At 59.4% G+C, this 19,682-nt stretch carries 18 protein-coding genes; 13 read left to right on the forward strand and 5 right to left on the reverse strand.

The genetic code is table 11. The features are described from left to right. Nucleotides 1-559: 559 nt before the first annotated feature. From glmS to OOF89_RS06920, 3 genes are all read left to right on the forward strand, one after another. The gene (glmS, locus tag OOF89_RS06910) at nucleotides 560-2,365 is read left to right on the forward strand and encodes a glutamine--fructose-6-phosphate transaminase (isomerizing) (RefSeq protein ID WP_266079574.1); all 1,806 of its coding nucleotides are present in this window, start codon (nucleotides 560-562) and stop codon (nucleotides 2,363-2,365) included. Between the two features lie 282 nt (nucleotides 2,366-2,647). Then, nucleotides 2,648-5,635 (forward strand): FtsX-like permease family protein, encoded by a 2,988-nt coding sequence (locus OOF89_RS06915; RefSeq protein WP_266079576.1) that lies wholly within the window; start codon nucleotides 2,648-2,650, stop codon nucleotides 5,633-5,635. 52 nt (nucleotides 5,636-5,687) lie between these two features. Then, complete coding sequence (locus tag OOF89_RS06920) at nucleotides 5,688-6,350, forward strand: ABC transporter ATP-binding protein (RefSeq protein WP_266079578.1); 663 nt, start codon at nucleotides 5,688-5,690, stop codon at nucleotides 6,348-6,350. Nucleotides 6,351-6,388: 38 nt separating this feature from the next. Here the strand turns inward: OOF89_RS06920 and OOF89_RS06925 are convergent, their stop codons facing one another. Together OOF89_RS06925 and OOF89_RS06930 are read right to left on the reverse strand one after the other, a co-directional pair. After that, nucleotides 6,389-7,390 (reverse strand): YeiH family protein, encoded by a 1,002-nt coding sequence (locus OOF89_RS06925; protein WP_266079580.1) that lies wholly within the window; start codon nucleotides 7,388-7,390, stop codon nucleotides 6,389-6,391. Nucleotides 7,391-7,394: 4 nt separating this feature from the next. Next, the gene (locus OOF89_RS06930) at nucleotides 7,395-7,517 is read right to left on the reverse strand and encodes a hypothetical protein (RefSeq protein ID WP_266079582.1); all 123 of its coding nucleotides are present in this window, start codon (nucleotides 7,515-7,517) and stop codon (nucleotides 7,395-7,397) included. Between the two features lie 230 nt (nucleotides 7,518-7,747). On the opposite strand from OOF89_RS06930, the gene OOF89_RS06935 reads away from it, so the two are divergent. The 4 genes from OOF89_RS06935 (at nucleotide 7,748) to OOF89_RS06950 (ending at nucleotide 11,320) form a co-directional block, all read left to right on the forward strand. Continuing rightward, nucleotides 7,748-8,074, forward strand: coding sequence for a DUF5783 family protein (locus OOF89_RS06935; RefSeq protein ID WP_266079584.1), 327 nt, complete (start codon nucleotides 7,748-7,750; stop codon nucleotides 8,072-8,074). Nucleotides 8,075-8,337: 263 nt separating this feature from the next. Then, a complete protein-coding gene (locus OOF89_RS06940) occupies nucleotides 8,338-8,685 on the forward strand; it encodes a NifU family protein (RefSeq protein WP_266079586.1) in 348 nt (115 codons plus the stop codon). Between the two features lie 81 nt (nucleotides 8,686-8,766). Further along, nucleotides 8,767-10,269: a sulfatase gene (locus OOF89_RS06945; RefSeq protein WP_266079588.1), complete on the forward strand. Its 1,503-nt coding sequence runs from the start codon at nucleotides 8,767-8,769 to the stop codon at nucleotides 10,267-10,269. 1 nt (nucleotide 10,270) lies between these two features. Further along, nucleotides 10,271-11,320, forward strand: a complete 1,050-nt coding sequence (locus OOF89_RS06950) for a lysylphosphatidylglycerol synthase transmembrane domain-containing protein (RefSeq protein ID WP_266079589.1) — start codon at nucleotides 10,271-10,273, stop codon at nucleotides 11,318-11,320. Nucleotides 11,321-11,338: 18 nt separating this feature from the next. On the opposite strand, the gene OOF89_RS06955 is transcribed toward OOF89_RS06950, so the two are convergent. Together OOF89_RS06955 and OOF89_RS06960 are read right to left on the reverse strand one after the other, a co-directional pair. Beyond that, nucleotides 11,339-12,235, reverse strand: coding sequence for a ketopantoate reductase family protein (locus tag OOF89_RS06955; RefSeq protein WP_266079591.1), 897 nt, complete (start codon nucleotides 12,233-12,235; stop codon nucleotides 11,339-11,341). A gap of 87 nt (nucleotides 12,236-12,322) precedes the next feature. Continuing rightward, a complete protein-coding gene (locus OOF89_RS06960; protein WP_266079593.1) occupies nucleotides 12,323-12,646 on the reverse strand; it encodes a DUF7130 family rubredoxin-like protein in 324 nt (107 codons plus the stop codon). Between the two features lie 215 nt (nucleotides 12,647-12,861). Between OOF89_RS06960 and OOF89_RS06965 the strand changes: the two genes are divergently transcribed. From OOF89_RS06965 to OOF89_RS06990, 6 genes are all read left to right on the forward strand, one after another. After that, complete coding sequence (locus tag OOF89_RS06965; RefSeq protein WP_266079595.1) at nucleotides 12,862-13,173, forward strand: hypothetical protein; 312 nt, start codon at nucleotides 12,862-12,864, stop codon at nucleotides 13,171-13,173. A gap of 48 nt (nucleotides 13,174-13,221) precedes the next feature. Beyond that, nucleotides 13,222-14,034, forward strand: a complete 813-nt coding sequence (gene pheA / locus OOF89_RS06970; protein ID WP_266079597.1) for a prephenate dehydratase — start codon at nucleotides 13,222-13,224, stop codon at nucleotides 14,032-14,034. Between the two features lie 42 nt (nucleotides 14,035-14,076). Beyond that, a complete protein-coding gene (hsp14, locus tag OOF89_RS06975; protein ID WP_266079600.1) occupies nucleotides 14,077-14,514 on the forward strand; it encodes an archaeal heat shock protein Hsp14 in 438 nt (145 codons plus the stop codon). 57 nt (nucleotides 14,515-14,571) lie between these two features. Further along, complete coding sequence (locus tag OOF89_RS06980; protein WP_266079604.1) at nucleotides 14,572-15,024, forward strand: peroxiredoxin; 453 nt, start codon at nucleotides 14,572-14,574, stop codon at nucleotides 15,022-15,024. An 87-nt stretch (nucleotides 15,025-15,111) separates the two neighbouring features. Then, nucleotides 15,112-17,952, forward strand: coding sequence for a leucine--tRNA ligase (gene leuS / locus OOF89_RS06985; protein ID WP_266079606.1), 2,841 nt, complete (start codon nucleotides 15,112-15,114; stop codon nucleotides 17,950-17,952). 364 nt (nucleotides 17,953-18,316) lie between these two features. Then, nucleotides 18,317-18,544, forward strand: a complete 228-nt coding sequence (locus OOF89_RS06990; RefSeq protein WP_266079609.1) for a DUF7535 family protein — start codon at nucleotides 18,317-18,319, stop codon at nucleotides 18,542-18,544. Nucleotides 18,545-18,568: 24 nt separating this feature from the next. On the opposite strand, the gene OOF89_RS06995 is transcribed toward OOF89_RS06990, so the two are convergent. Beyond that, a complete protein-coding gene (locus OOF89_RS06995; protein WP_266079611.1) occupies nucleotides 18,569-19,558 on the reverse strand; it encodes an ornithine cyclodeaminase family protein in 990 nt (329 codons plus the stop codon). Between the last annotated feature and the right edge of the window lie 124 nt (nucleotides 19,559-19,682).

Here is a 19,682-nt window from a genome sequence, read left to right on the forward strand (position 1 = left end):
TTGTCGATCCGCAGTCCAGGCTTACTGGAACGGTCCAGTAGTCGTGTCCTTCTACACGACGAACAGTGTTTCATATCGATACTGTATATTCACTCATCATAACCGATCACTAAGCAGTGATTTTTCCCAAACCTCCCTCGCTCCATCGGTGGTCGAACAGTTGATACCACTCTGTTGCACCCGCTTGCGGTTCGGTAGGGTCATTTTTGGAGGGGCCGCCGCTTCGGGAGGGTAATGGGTGCTCTCATCGGTTCTCGTCGATGAAAATGGCGGTCTCATTCGACTATCGCGTATTGTCGTGTCGTATCTGGCAATTAGTGTCGTCCTTCCTGATATTCTTCCAAAATACTAGAAAAATATCTAGATTAGTAGGTCGGAATCGACTAAATAACAATGGAGATCGGTGCCATAGCAGGCCGACGTTGTTTATGATAACAATAGCTTGCCGTAGCACCGGTATTTCGCGGTCGCTGAGGAAAAAGCAACGGAGAACGAACGATGGACTCGAATCTAGCCGGACGTCGGAAAAACGTACCACCGACACACGAGGGTGATTTTCATGTGTGGTATCATCGGCTGTGCAGGGCACGAAGGGGATACCGTCCCTGTGCTTCTGAACGGCTTGGCGAGACTGGAGTACCGCGGCTACGATTCGACGGGACTGGCGGTCAGCAACTCGGATATTCACGTCGTCAAGCGGGAGGGAGAACTCGACGAACTCGTCGAGACGGTCGAATCGGAGATCGAAGTCGATGGGGTGGCTGGGGTCGGACATACACGTTGGAGCACACACGGAAAACCGTCGGACGCCAACGCGCATCCGCACACGGACTGTGAAAATCGGGTTGCAGTCGTTCACAACGGCATCATCGAGAACTACCAATCGCTCCGTGACGACCTGCGCTCGCTGGGACACGAGTTCGAGAGCAACACGGATACCGAAGTCATCCCGCATCTCGTCGGTCACTATCTCGACGCCGGTTCGTCGCCGAAAGCGGCGTTCCATCGTGCGGTCGAGAAACTGGAGGGAAGCTACGCGATTGCGGCGGTCTTCGAATCGCGAAAGGAGGTGATGGCGACCCGCCAGGATTCGTCACTCGTCCTCGGCGTCGGCGATGAAGCCACCTACGTGGCGAGCGACATGACTGCGCTGATCGAGCGTACCGACAGTGTCATTCACCTGGACGACGGTGAATTCGCCTTCCTTTCACCCGACGGATACACGATCATCGACGAGGATGGTGAGCGACAATCGAAGGCACAGACGACCATCGAGTGGGACGTCGAAGAAATCACAAAGGGTCATCACGACCATTACATGATAAAGGAGATTTACGAGCAGTCGGCTGCACTCCGTGAATGTCTCCGTAACCGGTCCACCACCGACCGACTTATTTCGCTCGATACTTTCGACGACTATCACTCCGTAGACCGGGTTCATCTGGTCGCCTGCGGAACCAGCTATCACGCGGCGCTTTTCGGTGCACAGATGCTCCGCGAGCGTGGGGTTTCGGCACAGGCGTTCTTAGCGAGCGAGTACGCGATGACTCCAGCACCTGTTCAGGACGGTACGCTGGTCGTCGGCGTCACGCAGAGCGGCGAGACGGCCGACACGCTCGCTGCACTTCGTGCGGCCGACGAGCGAGGTGCTCGAACGCTCGCGCTGACGAACGTCGTGGGTAGCTCCGCCGCTCGGGAGTGTGACGAGGCGCTCTACATCCGCTCCGGACCCGAAATCAGCGTCGCCGCAACGAAGACGTTCGCGAGTCAGCTCGTCACACTCACCCTGTTCGCACTCCACTCGTCATCGACCGAGTCGAATCACGAGACTCGACGACTCGTCTCGGCACTCGACGAGCTTCCGGGACAGATTCAACGCCTCTTCGACACGACCACCGCGGGGGAGATCGCTAGCCGCCTCGCGGACGGTTCGGGATACTTTTTCATCGGGCGTGGGTTGCAGTACCCCGTCGCGTTAGAGGGGGCGTTAAAGATGAAGGAGATAACCTACGAACACGCGGAGGGGTTTGCCGCGGGCGAACTCAAACACGGTCCACTCGCGCTGGTGACGGACGAGACGCCTGTCTTCGTTTCGGCCGTCGGTGACAACGAAACTGTCCGAAAAACGGTGGCGAACGCCGAGGAGGTGAAGGCACGCGGTGCGCCGCTTGTAGCTATCACTGATGGGACGTCATCCATCGAACGCCTCGCTGACGAAGTTCTCAGAGTTCCATCGACGAGCCGAGAGTTGGCGCCGGTACTCGTAAACGTCCAGTATCAACTGTTGGCTTACCACACGGCCAGACACCTTGGACGAAAAATCGACAAACCACGAAACCTCGCGAAGAGCGTCACCGTCGAGTAACTCGCAGATCTGCTTATTTCCGATAGACGCTGGAGCTATCACGACTGAACTACCGTGATCGACCAACGGACCGAACGCACGTAAACTGTGGCACGGTACGGTTAGGACGCCGAAATCCGGACGTTTTGGGCCAATCTGTTCGTCGGGCGATACAATCAACTCGGTTCACGTGGTGGCGGAGTATATGCGTTCGCTCTATCGATACGTGTCCGCCGGGCCGAGTGCGATGCGACCTTCGACCGTCGGCCGTCACGTTCTGGAAGGGGGCGGCCGACGACCGGCATGACGCGAACGTATCGCCAACCGTTGCTTACGCGATGGTCACGGCGCGACCGTCTCACCGTTCTGGTCGTCGCCGTTATCGTCGCATTCCTCGTCGGGACCACGCTGTTGTTGCTCTCCGTCGGAACCGAGACCGAAGCCGTCTCGAACAAGTTTTCGGACTCGATGACGGTCACACAGTACGATTCGGTTGCGACCGCACGGAGCAATGCGAATCGGTCTGATATCGTCCTCCCGACAGCGACCGTTACGAGGAACGGTATCGAACACCAAATCGTCGGAATCCCTCCGGATTCGCCGACCGTTCTCTCCGATTATTCGGTCGAATGGCGAACGGCCCGTCTTCCTCCGCCACCCGACACGGGAATCAAGGGCGGGGTGGAGCGGCCGACGACGCGTCGATTCGAAACCGACGAGGGTTCGGTTCGACTCCGCGTTTCACCCTACACCGGCGATTCGGTGTTTCCGCGGTCGTGGTACGTTGGAACCCCATCGACCGTTCGTGAGGTCGGTACGTCTGGTGCGTTCGTCGTCGAAGCAAACGCCGGAGATAACGGCTTCGCGCGTCTCCGGACCGACGGCACGGTAACCCCGTCGCTGTTCCTGTACTTCCTCGCCGGGGTGCGGGAGGTGCTTCGGGTGTTGTCCGGCGTGACGATACTGGCGGCCGTCCTCGTTCTCGTCGTTCTCTACAACGTGACCCGGATGAGCGTCCGTGATAGGATGACCACGATTCGAGTCGTTCGCACGACTGGTGCGACTCCACGGCAGATTCTCGGGTTGTTCGGCCTCAGAGCGGGGCTGCTCACAGCGACCGGTGTCCTCCTCGGCTATGCAGGGGGCGTCGTATTCACCCGTCTCGCCGTCAACGTCGCCATTTACGCGGGGGTTTCCCTCTCACTCTCTCCGCAAGTCACGACCACATCGCTCGTCGTCTTGCTCCCGATGTTCGGTAGCGTCGTCGCCGTCGGCTTCTTCGCGGGTCTACTGGCCGCGTGGCCGGCGGTTTCGGGAGAGCCAGCGTCGTTGACGGGTCTCAAAACCCCGTCCGGGTCACAACAGACGTCCCGTCTCGGATTGCTCCCGAACCGTGCCAGTACTACGCTGTTGCGATGGCGCGCGCTGATTCCGACCGCGACCACCTTGGCGGTGTTCGCGCTCATCGTTCTCCTCTCCGGTTCGTTGGCGACCGCGCTGACGCCGCTTGCCAGTCCGTCGAGCGGAACTGTCACGGAATCGGGCGCGCCGTACCCGATGGCGAGTCGCATCGACGCCGAGTATGCGTCCGTCCTACGTTCGCAGGGTATCGAGGCCAGCCCCGAGATACTCGTCCCACAACTTCACGATGGGCAACCGTATCTCGCCCGCGGGGCGAACTTCAGTTCGTTCACCACCGTCTCCGACGCACGGCTAGTTTCCGGGCACGCCCCGAGAACTAAATACGAGGCGGTTATCGGCCACGACCTCGCGACGACGCTCGGTATCGATATCGGTGATTCGATTACCCTCGGTGGGGCGTCGTCACCTACCGTGACGCGAGTTCATATCGTCGGCACGTTCGACGCACCCGGCGTCCTCGACGACCAACTCGTCGTTCCACTTCCAACCGCACACGACCTCTCTACGGCACCCGGGACGGTTCAGTTCATTAGAACTGACGGTGGAACGCCGGATTTCTCCGGTGCCGATGACGGCGCTATCACGGTGACCGGCGTGAGTGCACCGCCGACCGCGGAGGTCGGCAAGCCATTTACCGTGACGATGAATGTACAAAACTTCGGACAGGAGACGGGAGAACGGCGAATCACCGCCCGTATCGGCGGTGAATCGGAATCCGTCACTGTCTCGCCAGCTCCCGGAGAGCGTTCGAGCAGACGGGTGAATCTCACCGTCCAGAATCCCGGAAACTACACGCTTCGCGTCGGGTCGCGTGAAAAGCGCATCGCCGTCTACCGACAACCGCCGCTATCCCTCGATGCCGTCCCGAACCGCGGACAGCCGGGAGAACGAATGCTCGTCCCGGTTCTGACGCCGAACGGTGAGCAGGTATCCGGTGCGACCGTCGAAATCGCAGGGACGACAGCGACGACGAACGAGCGTGGAGTCGCGACTGTTCCACTCCCGAATCGGACGGGAAACTACACGATAAGGACCACGAAAGGTGCCCGGACGGTATCGTCGCACGTCGTCGTCTCGGAGGACGCATTGCACCCGTTCGGAGCACGGGTTCGGGTGACGCCGGATACGGCCAGCATGTATGCTCGCCCGACGGCTGAAGTAGTGCTCGTCAACCCGTGGGGGCGAACGCAGACTCGGACGATATCAATCGTCACACCGGGGAAGACGGTCACGAAGAACGTGACGCTCCCGCCGTATCGAACCGAATCGGTATCCGTCAGCCTCTCCTCCGATACAGGGAAAGAACGGCTCGCACCCGGCGACTACACCGTTCGAATCGTTTCCGGCGGCGACGTCCTCGCGACCGACCAGTTTTCGATCGTCGGAGACGAGCGTCTGTTCTCCACTGTGGCACAGAACAGCGAGTACGCGCAGGGATCCGGTATCGGCCACGCCGTTCGGAGCGTGTTCGGTGATCTTCGAACGCTGTTGGTTTCGATGGCGGTCCTCGCTGGCATCACCACGGTAGGAAGCACGGCGGCGACGTTCGCACAGAGTGTTCACGCTCGCCGACGGACCGTTGCGATTCACCGAGCTACTGGTGCCACGCGGCGACAGGTTCTCCGGCGCGTTCTCGCCGACGTATGGCGGATTTCAGTCGTGTCGATACTCATCGGAATCACGGCCGCGATCCTCATCGGAATTTTCCTCGAACGAATGGGGCTGTTGACCGTGTTTGGGGTTCAGCTATCGATTTCGGTGTCCGCGCAGATCCTCGCCACGGTGGCCATCGGGTCGTTCCTCCTCGCTAACATCAGTGCGCTCGTGGTGACGATTCCGTTCCTCTTCGCCGACCCGGCCGACCGTTGAGGAGGGTGATCCGGCATACACCTTTGTGTCTCCGCGTTGCATCCGGTTTCGAATGACTGCAACAGTGCTCGAAGCGGATTCGGTCGGCGTCCTGCGAGGCGGGACCGAGATTTTGCGCGACGTCTCGCTCACGGTACCGGAAAACGCGAAAATCCTCGTCCAAGGGTCGAGCGGCGCGGGGAAGACGACTCTGTTCAATCTCCTCGGATTGTTGGCGACCCCGTCGAAGGGGACGGTCCGGGTCATGGGGACGGACGCGGAGGAACTCTCGGAACGACGACGTGCCCACCTTCGCCGGGAACATATCGGCTTCATCTTTCAGGATTTTCAGCTCATCCCCGACCTCACGGCGTGGGAGAACGCCGCACTCCCACAGGATCACACCGGTACTCGCGACGAGGAGTGGCTCGAAACGCTGTTCGCGAAACTCGACATCGGCGACGTCAGGGAACAGTATCCGGCGACGCTCAGCGGCGGCGAGAAACAGCGCGTTGCGACCGCGCGAGCCTTGTCGAACCGACCGGGGGTGCTGTTGGCGGACGAGCCAACCGGGCAGCTCGACCCAAAGACGACGGAACAGGTGCTCGAACTCGTCTTCGAACTCCGCGCGGACACCGAAACCGCGCTCGTCACCATCAGTCACGACCCACAGCTGAGCAGTCGGTTCGACACCGTCGTTCGTATCGAAGACGGAACCGTCCGGGCCGCGAAATGACCGCGACGAATCGTGGTCGCTCCACAGGTGGTCTTCGACTAGAGGAGGACAGTGAGAATTCCGAGCACTGTCGTGCTGACGACGATGAAGCTCACCAGCACGACTGCGACCGGTTCGAATCCGGTCGAGCGTAGGTCGTCGAGCCTCAGTTCAAGCCCTAACCCGGCAAAGGCGAGCATGAACAACCAGTTCGAAGCGTGCTCCAGCGACGTGACTTGGTCCGCGCTGATGACGCCCACACTGGCGAGGATCATGAGGAACAGGAAGCCGAAGACGAACTTCGGGAAGGTTCGCCAGAGGTGGCTAGTCTTTTCCTTCCCCGGCCGTCTCCCATCGCCGGGACGTCGCAGATAATACAGTGCGTATCCGGTTGCCGCGAGGCCGATAAGCGCGTTTCGAGCCAGTTTGACGAGTACTGCCCACTCTCCCGCGGTTTCCGAGAACGCGAATCCGACTGCAGTGACTGGTCCCGTACTGAACATCGTCAAACCCGCCCAGACGCCGAAAACCCTGTCCGAGAGACCGAGCGCGTGACCGACCGCCGGATAGACGAGGAGCGTCAGCGTGTCGAACAGAAGGACGGTCCCGGCGGCGTAGGCGATCTGTCGCTCGTCGGCGTCGATGCTTCCCGCGACGGCGACGACTGCCGACACGCCGCAAATGCTCGACCCGGCAGCGAGTAGCGACCCCGTCTTTTGCGTGATGCCGAAACAGCGTCGTGAGAGTAATTCGACCGAGAGGATGGCGACTGCGACCGTTCCCACGATGAGGGCGAGTATCGTCGGCCCGGCACCGACCACGCGGTCGAAGGCGACGCTCGCACCCATCACGACGATTCCGGCTTCCAACCAGAGTTTGTGGGTCTCGATGCCCGCTTTCGCCCAGCCCAATCCTCCGGCCGTATTTCCGACGAGGACGCCGACGAGGATCGTGGCGATGAGATAGTCGATGCTCGGGATAATCGTCGCGATCCCCCGCCCGAGAAGACCGATTCCGGCGAGAAGCAGTATACCGGACAACAATTCTGTTCGGTCTTTCATCGCTTTACCACGGAATCGACCCGCCGGCCAGCACGACTCCGAGAAGGCACAAGGCGACGAGCACTGCCTGCCAGTCCCGGTCGAGGTTGCCGACCCATCGTCGTACCGATGTGAACGCTCGAATCATGTGGTTACGCCTCTCCCCGTCCTCTAACTATCGTGTACCAGTTCGTCCCGCCACGAATATATTCCCTTTCGTAACGGCCAACGAGTCGTGTCATCATCTCTCATGTTTCTCTCAGGCACGGAGTTCGTCGAAGTCGAATCGGTCGGCGATGATCTCGTCGGTGTTTTTCGCCCCGTCGCTTCTGTCTCCGAATAGTCCCATTTTTACCCACCCCTCCCCACGTTTCGGGCATGACCGAGTTCGACCCCGAGAAGTTCGAGGACAAGTACGTGCACTACTTCAACGAACTCCAGCGAGCGTACAAAAACGCGTTTAACTACATGAACGAACGACACGATTCCCAAGTGATTCATGCCATCGACCAGCAGGTGCTGAACGAGAGCGAACCCTTCTACGATGGGAATGGCGAATTCCGCATCGAACTCCCCGACGACCCTGCCGACCGCGTACAGGGAGTCGTCGTCGCGGACGACAAACTGGAAGAACTACTCGAAGCCTACGTCGAACGGATCGAGTCCGAACTGCGTCGCGTCTTCGGACTTCAGTCGAGTAATTAAAGTTCGCAACTGAGTGCCTATTCTACGGTTTCTCCGACACTTTTCGAGTGCTCCGTTCACGCCGCCATCAAAAACCTCTCGACGATTTTGAGTAGTATTTCCCGTAGATTCATCGTTGCCGCTCCGATTCGCGAATGCGCTCCATACGCCTCGTCGGATTCACTGGAAGCCGTGGGCAGAGCCGGAAACGACCGGCGAAAATCGCCGATTTCGACCCGATAACAGTGGAAAGGCCTAAGGATGCTGGAACCATACCTCGGCACATGAGCACCGAAACTCAGGAAGACGGCGACGACCTCGAAGAACGGGTCAGTAACTTCCTGCGCCGTAACTTCCCGCAGATTCAAATGCACGGTGGGAGTGCCGCCATTCAGAACATCGACCGCGAGACCGGCGAAGTCACCATCATGCTCGGCGGCGCGTGCAGTGGGTGCGGTATCTCCCCGATGACGATTCAGGCTATCAAAAGCCGAATGGTCAAAGAGATCCCCGAAATCGAAAAAGTCAACGCCGACACCGGCATGGGCGGCGGCGGTGGCGGAATGAGTCCGTCCTTCCCCGGCGAAACCAGCGATGACGGCGACGACGAAGGTCCGCAGGCACCATTCTAACAGCGGTATTTTTAGTTTTCGGCCGATTCCACGCATGGAATCACGATATTTATCCCACCGGACGCTGTAGCAGGCGACAGTATGACGAACGACGACGCCACGGCGCAGAACGTGGTATTCGTTGTGATGGATACGGTGCGTAAAGATCACCTCTCTGTCTACGGATACGACAAACCGACGACGCCGGGCCTCGAACGGTTCGCGGAGGATGCGACCGTCTTCGAGCAGGCCGTTGCTCCCGCTCCTTGGACCCTGCCGGTTCACGCCTCGCTGTTCACTGGAATGTATCCCAGCGAACACGGTGCGAGTCAGGAAAACCCCTATCTAGAAGGCGCGACGACGCTTGCGGAGACGCTTTCGGACGCCGGATACGACACGTCTTGTTACTCTTCGAACGCGTGGATTACGCCGTACACCCATCTGACGGATGGATTCGACGACCAGGACAACTTCTTCGAAGTGATGCCCGGCGACTTCCTCTCCGGACCGATGGCCAAGGCGTGGAAGATGATGAACGACAACGAGAAACTCCGCACTGTCGCGGACAAACTCGTCAGCCTCGGCAATGTAGCACACGAGTACCTCGCCAGCGGTGAGGGTGCGGACTCGAAGACGCCACAGGTCATCGACCAGACCATCGAGTTCATCGATAACTCCGATGGCCCGTACTTCTCGTTCATCAACCTGATGGACGCCCATCTGCCGTACCACCCGCCGAAGGAGTACCGACAGCAGTTCGCGCCGAACGTCGATTCGACCAAGGTGTGCCAAAACTCGAAGGAGTTCAACTGCGGCGCACGTGATATCAGCGACAAGGAGTGGGATGCGATTCGTGGCCTCTACGACGCCGAAATCCGCCATATCGACGACCAACTCCAGCGCCTGTTCTCGTGGATGCAGGAGAACGACGAGTGGGACGACACGATGGTCGTCATCTGTGCCGACCACGGCGAACTCCACGACGAACACGACCTGTACGGACACGAATTCTGTATCTACGACCCGCTCATCAACGTCCCACTGATGGTCAAACATCCCGAGCTGGATGCCGACGTGAGCGACCAACAGGTCGAACTCATCGATCTCTACCATACCGTCCTCGACCACGCTGGCGTTTCCGGGTCTCGCTCGACCCGGCCGCTCGACGAAGCGCGGTCGCTTCTCAACGCGAATTACCGTTCGTTCGCCGAGGACGTACCGGGCGACGGCGAGTGTGCGTTCGTCGAGTACTACCGCCCCGTCGTCGAGTTGAAGCAACTCGAAGAGAAAGCAAAGCGCGCGAACATCGAACTCGACAAGGACTCGCGCTTTTACTCGCGGATGCGCTCCGCTCGTCGCCCCGATGCTAAGTACATCCGCAACGAACGAATCGCCGACGAGTTCTACCACTTGGACGAGGACCCCGACGAACTTCACAACGCCCGCGGCGAGGGAAGCGAGGAGGAAGTCGAACTCGAAGCGGCGCTCTCGGACTTCGAGGAGAGCGTCGGCGGCGAGTGGAAGGACGTCTCGGACGACGACGTGTTGGGCGATATGAGCGACGACGCGAAAGACCGATTACAAGACCTCGGTTACATAGACTAACGTGACTGATGAGTCGGCACCGGACGGCGGCAAAGCGCTGTCCGCAGGACTTTCCGAACGCTTGGGTACCGGCAAGCTACTGGCGGGGTTCGTCGTCGCAGGTGTCCTGCTCTACCTGCTGATCGTCGTCGCCGGATGGCGGCGCGTCATCGACGCCCTGCAAGGAGCGGACTACACCTGGGTCTGGATAGCCTGCGCTTCGACGATCGTCGGACTTGCCGCGTGGGGCAAGGCGTGGCAAATCGTCCTCGCAGTGCTCGATATCGAAGTGAAATTCAAACGGCTCGTCGTTACGTATTTCGCGGCGACGTTCGCCAACTACGTCACCCCACTCGGACAGGCGGGCGGTGAACCGTTCATCGCCTACATCCTGTCGCGGGATACGGAGGCAAACTACGAGGATAGCCTCGCCAGCGTCGTAACGGCGGACTTACTCAACCTCCTGCCGTTTTTCAACTTCGCGGCGCTCGGGTTGAGCTATCTCCTGCTTCGAGCGTCGCTTCCGGACAACGCGAAGACGCTCGCACAGGGACTCGTCGTGCTGGCGTTCGGCGTTCCGGCGATCGCCTACGCCGGATGGCGATACCGTGACCGTGTCGAGGACCTCGTCCTCGGGCTCGCTCGTCCATTTGCCACTCGAACGTCTCGACTGACCATCGAGGGTGTTCGGAAACGTATCGAGCGATTTTACCAGGCGTTGGAGCGAATCGCGGATGAACCACGTGAACTGCTGTTCGCGCTCGTCTTCTCGTACACGGGATGGATATTCTTCGCCCTGCCGCTGTACTTCGCCGGGCGATCGCTCGGCCTTCCGCTCGGGTTGGTTCTCGTGCTGTTCATCGTTCCGGCGAGTACGCTAGCCGGGATGACCCCGACACCGGGTGGATTGGCGGGCGTCGAAACGGCCCTGGTCGTGCTCATCGTGGGACTCGTCCCGACGATCACCACGGGGTCGGCGGTTGCGGCCACGCTTATCTATCGCTTTGCGAGCTACTGGTTCGTTCTCGGGGTCGGCGGTCTCGCGGCGTTGTTCGTCATCATGCGGTCGTGAACGTCGCGCTGAACGTTTTCACCGTACGTTGCCTCGTTCCCACGTTTTCATCAGATCGAACAAAATTCGGTTCACCGGCGTTTCGATACCGTGCTCGTGCCCGCGAGCGATGACGGATCCGTTTATCGCGTCGATTTCGGTTCGTCGACCTGCCTCCACGTCTTGCCGCATCGAGGACGTGTTCGAGACGGTCGCTTCTGCGACCGTCTCGACTGCTGAAACGGCGTCTTCATCGGTCAATTCGACGCCGTCAGCGCGGGCGACGCGTGCGGTTTCGCGGGCCGCATCCGCCGCGATTTCGCTGACATCCCCCGAAAGGACGGCTCCGTTTTCGACACGAGAGAGTGCTGTCACCGGATTGATCGCGGCGTTGACCGCGAGTTTCTCCCACAGCCTGCGCGGCATGTCGTTGGCTATTTTGGTCTCGATTCCGGCAGTGCCGAAGGCGTTTCCGACACGGCGCGCCGTGTCGGAAACGCCTCCTTCCCGCGCGCCGAGGACGACTTCCCCGATTCCCGTGCATTCGACTTCTCCGGGGGCGGTCAGGACCGCGCCGTAGCTCGCAGTTCCGGCCAGAACCGGGCAATCGAGATGCTCGGCGAGGAGGCTCTCGTTTCCCAACCCGTTTTGGAGCGAAAGAACCGCGTCGAACTCCCCGGTCGCCAATTCCCGGGCCGCCGTGTCTGTCTGCGATGCTTTGACGGTCACGACGGCACAGTCGGCTCGCAGTTCATGTCCGTTGTCAGTCGCGTTCGGATGGACTCGAAAGTCGAACTCGCCGCCGACGTGGAGGCCAAATTCGTGCACCTCACTGGCGTGTGGATTGCGGGCGACGAGCGTTACCCCGTGCTCACGGGCGAGCAAGCCACCGACAAGACTGCCGAGACTTCCGGCACCGAACACGACGATATCCATACTCGATCGAAGGAGGGAACGGTGGAAAATTCAGTCTTCCGTTCGGCACTCCATTTTTCGTTCGGTGCTCGAGTCGCTGTCAAGTGCTCAGTCTTCCGTCCAGTAGTAGATGTCCTCTTTCGGGACGTCACAGTTCGGGCAGTTGTCCGGAAGGCCACCGTCCAGGTCGCCCATCTCACCGCAGTTCGAACAGCGCCACATCAGTTCCGCTTCGCCGAATTCGTGCCCCGCGCGGGCGTGACCGATGGAGAGGGCTTCGTACCCTTCCCGCATCGTGACGTAGAATCCCGACTCGTCGAAGCCACGGATGGTGCCGAGTTTGTTCCCGTCCTCGTCGTGTACTTTCTGTCCGAGTTCGATTTTCTCCACGTCGGTTTCCTCGTCCGGTCGCTCGCCAGAGTCACTCACCATGGCTCACGATTCGTCGTTATTCATCTTAAATCCGACCGCCGTCACGTGCTTTCTATCGGCTGTTCGTCGGAATAGCGGGTAACTCACGGCTGGACCTCGATCTGGAACGTCGACATGACCGTACCGTTTTACGACCGGTTTTGCTTGTATTTGCAAGCATCACGTTCAGGCATCCGTTTTCCCAATATGGTACCACGAGAGACGGTGCATTCATAATGGACATCCATTTTGACCCGAAACATAGTCAGGTGACGACTGACCATCAGACTATCAAACAGTGGGTCGATGAGCACGATGGTAGCCCTGTCGCGGTCGAAACGACGGCCAACGGTATCAGTATCCCTCGACTGCAGTTTCCGGATTCTACGGACGATCCCGATAACGTCACTTCCATTTCGTGGCGTGAGTGGTTCGAAACGTTCGACTCAGGTGATTTTGCGTTCGTCTACCGGAAGGGGACGAAAGACGAAAACGTGAATCAGTCGTACAAATTGGTCGACCGAAAGGTCGCGAACGAACACGTCTAATTTGCCATTCCCGACGCGCTTTTGACCGCCGAATCGGAACTCCCTTACATGGAGGCAGTCACGCTCGGTCCGGCAGGTACCTACTCGCATCGTGCCGCACGTGCAGTTGCGGACGATGTCGTATTCCGCGAGTCGGTTACTACCATCGTGGAAACGGTCGCCGATGGGGAATTCGCCCGCGGTGTCGTCCCGATCGAAAACAGCATCGAAGGGAGCGTTACGGGAACGCTCGACGCCCTCGCCGAGAACGATATCGCCGTCGTCCGCGAACTCGTCACGCCGATTCGGCACGCTCTCATCGCACAGGATTCCGACTTCGAGACGGTCGCCAGCCACGCACAGGCTCTTGCACAGTGCCGCGCGTACCTCGAAGAGGAGTATCCCGACGCGAAGCGGGAGGCAGTCGCCAGCACTGCCCGCGGCGTCGAACGTGCACGTGCAGACCCCTCCGTGGCAGCGATCGCGCATCCGGACAACGCCAACGAACTGTCCATCCTCGCCGAAGACATTCAGGAACGAACCTCGAACGCGACGCGGTTTTTCGTCGTCGCGCCAGCGAGCGAGCGCTCACGCGCGGGGGGCAAAACCTCCCTCGTCGTCTATCCGAACGCGAACCACCCCGGACTTCTGCTCTCGCTGCTCGAACCGTTCGCCAAGCGCGATATCAATCTCACACGGGTCGAATCGCGTCCGAGCGGTGAGCGCCTCGGGGACTACGTCTTCCACGTGGATTTCGAAGCGGGGCTGTACGAGAAACGCACCGAAAAAGCCGTCGCCGAAGTCGAAGCGTTGGCTGAGAACGGATGGGTTCGTAGGCTCGGTTCGTACGATACCGAACACGTCCTGTTCGGGTCGGCGTGAATTTTTAAGCGGTAGCGCGTTGAACTGTTTTGTGGTGATTGGATGACACGACGAAAAAATCCATTCGACGATTTAGAAGAGATGTTCGAACGCATGAGCAGACAGTTCGAGGATATAGGGAGCCAATTCGGTGGCGGCAGGATGGACTGGCAGGCCGGTGCGATATCGGTCGATGTGGCCGACCACGATGATGAGTTCGTGGTCACCGCCGATCTACCAGGGTTCGAAAAAGATGACATCGACGTCACGCTCCGGGACAACCGCCTCCGAATCTCGGCGGAACAGGAATCGGAAATCGAGGAGGGTGACGAGGAGTACATCCGTCAGGAACGCAGTCAGCGGTCGATGAGTCGAACCATCACGCTTCCCGACCCGGTGGACGAATCGAGCGTCTCCGCGGAGTACCGAAACGGCGTCCTAACGATTACGCTTCCGAAACTCGGCGGAAGCGACGAATCGCACTCCATCGACGTCAACTGACCGGAACGACCGTTCCCGACCACAAACGGCTTGTCACTTCGGTCGCTATCGCCGACCATGACGCTCAAAGCAGGCGATAGCGCGCCCGACGTGACCGCGGAAAATCAACACGGCGAGACGGTCTCGCCCGATTTCGAATCCCCGACGGTCGTCTACTTTTATCCCCGCGACGACACGCCGGGTTGTACCGTGGAAGCGAAGCAGTTCGACACGGAACTGGAGACGTACCACGACGCTGGTGTGACGGTTTACGGCGTCTCGACCGACGACGTGGAAAGCCACGAGGCTTTCGCGGAAAAGTTCGGCCTCGATTTCGACCTGCTCGCGGATACGGATGGAGCGATTGCGGATGCGTTCGGCGTGACAGTCGAGGACGACTTTACGGAGCGAACCACGTTCGTCCTCGCTGATGGCGAGGTACAGGCGGTTTACGGCGGCGTTGATCCCGATGGCCACGCTCGGGACGTGTTATCGGACATGCTCGACGACGACCTTGTCGCTTTGAACTGATCGAACTCATCGCAATAGTTACCACAATCCGACAGACCGGACAGTCTGGTCTGCTAGCTCTTTCACTCGGGGGTACGAAGTGATGGTATGGACTACGACCCACGGGAAATCGAATCGAAGTGGCAGTCCCGATGGACGGAAGACGGCCGGTACGAGGCCACTCCGTCCGACGAAACTGCCACCTTCGTTACGGTGCCGTACCCGTATCCGAGCGGTGGGATGCACATCGGGCACGCACGGACGTACACCGTTCCCGACGTCTGGGCGCGCTACCGCCGTTTACAGGGCGACAACGTGCTGTTTCCAATCGCGTGGCACGTTACTGGCACGCCCATCGTCGGCGCCGTCGAACGCCTGAAAAATCGCGAGAAAACGCAGTTGTCAGTGCTACAGGACACCTATCACGTCTCCGACGAGGATTTGTCCGAAATGGAGACACCGATGGGGTACGCTCGCTACTTCATCGAAAACAGTTACAAGAGAAACATGCAGTCGCTGGGGTTGTCCATCGACTGGCGACGGGAGTTCACGACGAACGACGAGCGCTACTCGAAGTTCATCACGTGGCAGTACGAAACCCTGCACAAACGCGGCCTGGTCGAGAAAGGACTGCATCCCGTGAAATTCTGCACGAACGAGAAGAATCCAGTCACGACCCACGACCTGCTGGAAGGTGAGGATGCCGAGTTCCAGGAGTACACCCTCGTAAAATTCGATTGGGATGGAATCACGGTTCCGATGGCGACCCTGCGACCCGAGACGGTGTACGGCGTGACGAACGTCTACATCGACCCCGATGCGGCATACGTCGAGGCGAACGTGGACGGAGAGCGATGGGTCGTTTCCGAAGCGGCGGCCGGGAAACTGGAACTGCAAGCCCACGATGTGGCGGTTGGCGACCAGTTCGCGGGTGAACGACTCGTCGGAGAGTACGTCACAAACCCGATTACGGACGAAACGGTGCCGATACTGCCTGCGGAGTTCGTTGATAGCGACAATGCGACTGGTATCGTGATGTCCGTCCCGGCCCACAGTCCCGACGATTGGATTGCTCTGCAGGAAGCGAAGACCGACGACGCTCGGATGGCGCAGTATGGCATCAACCCTGCGGATATCGAGGTCATCGAACCCAAATCCATCATCGACGTGGAGCGCTACGGCGAGTTCCCCGCGAAAGACGCTGTCGAAGAACACGGTATCGAGGGCTCTTCCGACCCGGCATTGAAAGAGGCCACACAGGAGGTGTACAACCGCGAGTTCCACAGCGGAACACTGCGCGACATGTACGGCGAGTACGCCGGTGAGGTCGTCGAGGACGTGCGTGACGAGTTGAAAACGGCGTTTCAGAAACGAGGTTCGTTCGACACGATGCACGAGTTCAGCGAGGACGTCGTCTGTCGCTGTGGCGGTACCGTGGAAGTCGCGGAACAGGAAACGTGGTTTCTGTGCTATGATGACGCCGAATGGAAGGCGGAAGCTCACGACGCTGTCGCCCGATTGGACGCGATTCCGGCGAATACCCGCGAACAGTACGACCACACCGTCGATTGGCTGAACGGGTGGCCTTGCATTCGGAACTACGGGTTGGGGACGCGCCTGCCGTGGGACGACCGGTTCGTCATCGAACCGCTGTCGGATTCGACCATCTATATGGCCTACTACACCGTCGCCCATCGATTGGCGGAGGTTTCGCCGGAAGCGATGGACGAGGAGTTTTTCGACACGTTGTTTTTCGATGCTGGTGACAACGAAACTGCCCGTTCCCTCCGCGAGGAGTGGCAGTACTGGTATCCCGTCGATTACCGCTGCTCCGCGAACGATTTGGTCAGCAACCACCTGACCTTCTTCCTGTTTCACCACGCGGAGTTCTTCGAACCGGAACACTGGCCGCAGGGCATCACCGTGATGGGAATGGGTTTGCTGGAAGGTGAGAAGATGTCTTCCTCGAAAGGGAATGTCGTCTTGCCGGAGGAGGCCATCGAGACGTACGGTGCCGATACGGTGCGCTTTTTCCTGATGAACAGCGCTGAACCGTGGCAGGATTACGATTGGCGAAGCGATGAGGTCGAGAGCACACAGACCCAACTGCGACGGTTCTGGAACCGCGCTACCGAAGCGATCGAGTCGGACGCAATCAGGGACGACGAGGAACCCCTCGACCTGCAGCGGATCGACCGCTGGTTGCTGTCGAAACTGCAAGCGACGGTGCGGGAGGCGACGACGGCGTTGGATCGGTTCGAAACGCGAAGCGCGAGTCAGATCGCCTTCTACGGCTTTGAGGAATACCTGAAGTGGTATCGAAAGCGCACCGGGACAAATCGTCCGGGTGCACGCTGGACACTGCGAACCGTTCTCGATACTCGCCTGCGCCTGTTAGAACCCTTCGTTCCGTTTATGGCGGCGGAACTGTACGAGCAGTTGACGGGCGAACCAATCGCTTCAGCGTCGTGGCCCGAGCCGAACCCGGAGTTCGAGAGTACCACGACTGAAATCGAGGAGTCGCTGGTCGAAGGATTGGCCGACGACGTGCGCGACATCATGGACGTGACGGACACCGACCCCGAGACGATTCGAGTGTACGTCGCCGCCGACTGGAAAGGAAAAGTCCTCGCCGAAGTCGTCGAAACCGACACGAACGTCGGTGCCGTGATGGGAAGCGTCATGCAGGACGAACAACTGCGCGAGAAAGGCGACCAAGTGAACCAACTCGTGCAAAAACTGGTCGAAGACGTGCGCGAACGACCAGACGATGAAGTTGACGCGCTGGCCGACGTTGACGAACTGTCGGTGTACGAGGAGAGTCGGGAGTTCTTCGAACAGGAATTCGACGCCGACGTGGAAATCTCCCGCGAAGGTGAGGACGTGCCCGACCCTGCCGACAAGGCACAGCATGCGACGCCACTGCGACCAGCCGTGTATCTGGAGTAGCCTCCGAGGCTGGCTTCTTCAACCACGTTTGGTTTGGCGACCAACGACTGGTTGGTCTCGTGGTCGGTGGGCCGTCCCATCTGTCAACGGGAATCCCGCTCGCGCTCAGGATTCAGTGTATTTCGTCCTCGTGGCGGTATATGTGTAGCCTTCGTGCTGTGACATCCTCTCGACAGGCAAACGAGCGACGATGGAGCGTGAACCCGATTCCATATCCGAAATCACGGCTGAACGACCGCGATAGCGGAAAAAGCGGGCTTACGGCGAATCCGTGCCGACGGAAGTCGTATCTTCGAGAGACGAACGTGGTCTCTGCCGTCGTTTTGTGCGAATGCTTATCATTTCCGCAGCCGTTTACATTCCCATGAGTCAAGGGGATTCGGGGACACAGCCAGTGAAGAAGGCGATTCGGACGGTCACGCCATCCTATCGTGGGCACCCGGACAGCGAAATGAACGCTATCGGAATCGCGCTGTTCCTCGGGCTAGTCGTACTGATGGTTCCACTGTTACCGTTTCTGGTAATCGTGTGGCTCATCTCAAAACTGACCGAAGCATTCGCACAGAAAGCGCCGATAGGCGAGGAGGAATAGCGACGGGAAAACAGCACAACGGGATTACTGAACGCCGAGGAGGTCGAATGGGTAGCCGTTGTCGTTCTCGTTTGCGTGTTCGTAAACGACGTGTGCCGCGGCCACGTCCTGAATCGCCAGTCCGGTGCTGTCGAAGACGGTGACGCCGTCGTCCTCGGTTCGACCCGAGAGGTCGCCGATGACGATGTCACCGATGTCGCCGTGAATGTCGTCGTCCGAGAGGATACCCTCGTTGTACGGAACGTTGATTTCGCCGGAGTGAGTCGTTTGTGCGTGGTCGTCGATGACGAGTTTTGCGTTCAGCAGGATTTCGTCCGCGAGTTCGTGTTTGCCCTCGGCGTCCGCGCCCATCGCATTGATGTGTGTGTGCTCGCTGAGGTCTTCGGTGGAGACGATCGGGCTTTCGACGGGCGTGACGGTCGAGAGGATGTCACAGGATGCGGCCTCCGAAATCGACCCGGCGCGAACGTCGAACTCGTCGTCAAAATAGTCGATGAAGTCCGCGACCGCTTCCTCGTTTAGGTCGCTGATGATGACCTCCTCGATGGGTCGGATCTCCGAGATGGCTTCCAACTGCGTGTAGGACTGGACACCGGCACCGATGAGGCCCATGCTCGTTGCGTCCTCGACGGCGAGGTAATCGGTCGCTACGGCGGCGGCCGCGCCGGTGCGCTTCATCGTCAGCTCCGTCCCGTCCATGATGGCCAGCGGGAACGCGGTTTCGGGGTCGCTGTACACCATCGTCCCCATGACGGTTGGCAGGTCGAACTGCTCGGGATTGTCTGGGTGGACGTTCACCCATTTGATGCCTGCGGCGTCCCAGGTCTCCGCTTCGAGGTAGGCGGGCATCGAACGGAAGTCGCCGTTGTACTGTGGAAGGTCGATGTAGGATTTTGCAGGCATCTGTGCGTCCCCGGTTGCGTACGCCGCGAACGCGTCTTCGATGGCTCGGATGAGCTCCGACATCTGTGTGTTCTCGTCTACAGCATCCTGATTGAGTAGGAGTGTTTCCATAGTCGGAGGAAAACGTGGTTCCCACTTAGTTCCATCTTTTACGGTTTTCGCGGTTACTTATGGTGTTTTGAGTATCTTTCGAAAAAGTGTTTGATGGATAGTCGAACCATCTGGCGGTGCACCC

The sequence above is a fragment of the Haladaptatus caseinilyticus genome, assembly GCF_026248685.1.
Lineage (GTDB): Archaea > Halobacteriota > Halobacteria > Halobacteriales > Haladaptataceae > Haladaptatus > Haladaptatus caseinilyticus.

Bases quoted from the DNA above. Each gene is read 5' to 3' on its own strand.
- glmS (WP_266079574.1), top strand. From the start codon at position 560: ATGTGTGGTATCATCGGCTGTGCAGGGCACGAAGGGGATACCGTCCCT.
- OOF89_RS06915 (WP_266079576.1), top strand. From the start codon at position 2,648: ATGACGCGAACGTATCGCCAACCGTTGCTTACGCGATGGTCACGGCGC.
- OOF89_RS06920 (WP_266079578.1), top strand. From the start codon at position 5,688: ATGACTGCAACAGTGCTCGAAGCGGATTCGGTCGGCGTCCTGCGAGGC.
- OOF89_RS06925 (WP_266079580.1), bottom strand. From the start codon at position 7,390: ATGAAAGACCGAACAGAATTGTTGTCCGGTATACTGCTTCTCGCCGGA.
- OOF89_RS06930 (WP_266079582.1), bottom strand. From the start codon at position 7,517: ATGATTCGAGCGTTCACATCGGTACGACGATGGGTCGGCAACCTCGAC.
- OOF89_RS06935 (WP_266079584.1), top strand. From the start codon at position 7,748: ATGACCGAGTTCGACCCCGAGAAGTTCGAGGACAAGTACGTGCACTAC.
- OOF89_RS06940 (WP_266079586.1), top strand. From the start codon at position 8,338: ATGAGCACCGAAACTCAGGAAGACGGCGACGACCTCGAAGAACGGGTC.
- OOF89_RS06945 (WP_266079588.1), top strand. From the start codon at position 8,767: ATGACGAACGACGACGCCACGGCGCAGAACGTGGTATTCGTTGTGATG.
- OOF89_RS06955 (WP_266079591.1), bottom strand. From the start codon at position 12,235: ATGGATATCGTCGTGTTCGGTGCCGGAAGTCTCGGCAGTCTTGTCGGT.
- OOF89_RS06960 (WP_266079593.1), bottom strand. From the start codon at position 12,646: ATGGTGAGTGACTCTGGCGAGCGACCGGACGAGGAAACCGACGTGGAG.
- OOF89_RS06965 (WP_266079595.1), top strand. From the start codon at position 12,862: ATGGACATCCATTTTGACCCGAAACATAGTCAGGTGACGACTGACCAT.
- pheA (WP_266079597.1), top strand. From the start codon at position 13,222: ATGGAGGCAGTCACGCTCGGTCCGGCAGGTACCTACTCGCATCGTGCC.
- hsp14 (WP_266079600.1), top strand. From the start codon at position 14,077: ATGACACGACGAAAAAATCCATTCGACGATTTAGAAGAGATGTTCGAA.
- OOF89_RS06980 (WP_266079604.1), top strand. From the start codon at position 14,572: ATGACGCTCAAAGCAGGCGATAGCGCGCCCGACGTGACCGCGGAAAAT.
- leuS (WP_266079606.1), top strand. From the start codon at position 15,112: ATGGACTACGACCCACGGGAAATCGAATCGAAGTGGCAGTCCCGATGG.
- OOF89_RS06990 (WP_266079609.1), top strand. From the start codon at position 18,317: ATGAGTCAAGGGGATTCGGGGACACAGCCAGTGAAGAAGGCGATTCGG.
- OOF89_RS06995 (WP_266079611.1), bottom strand. From the start codon at position 19,558: ATGGAAACACTCCTACTCAATCAGGATGCTGTAGACGAGAACACACAG.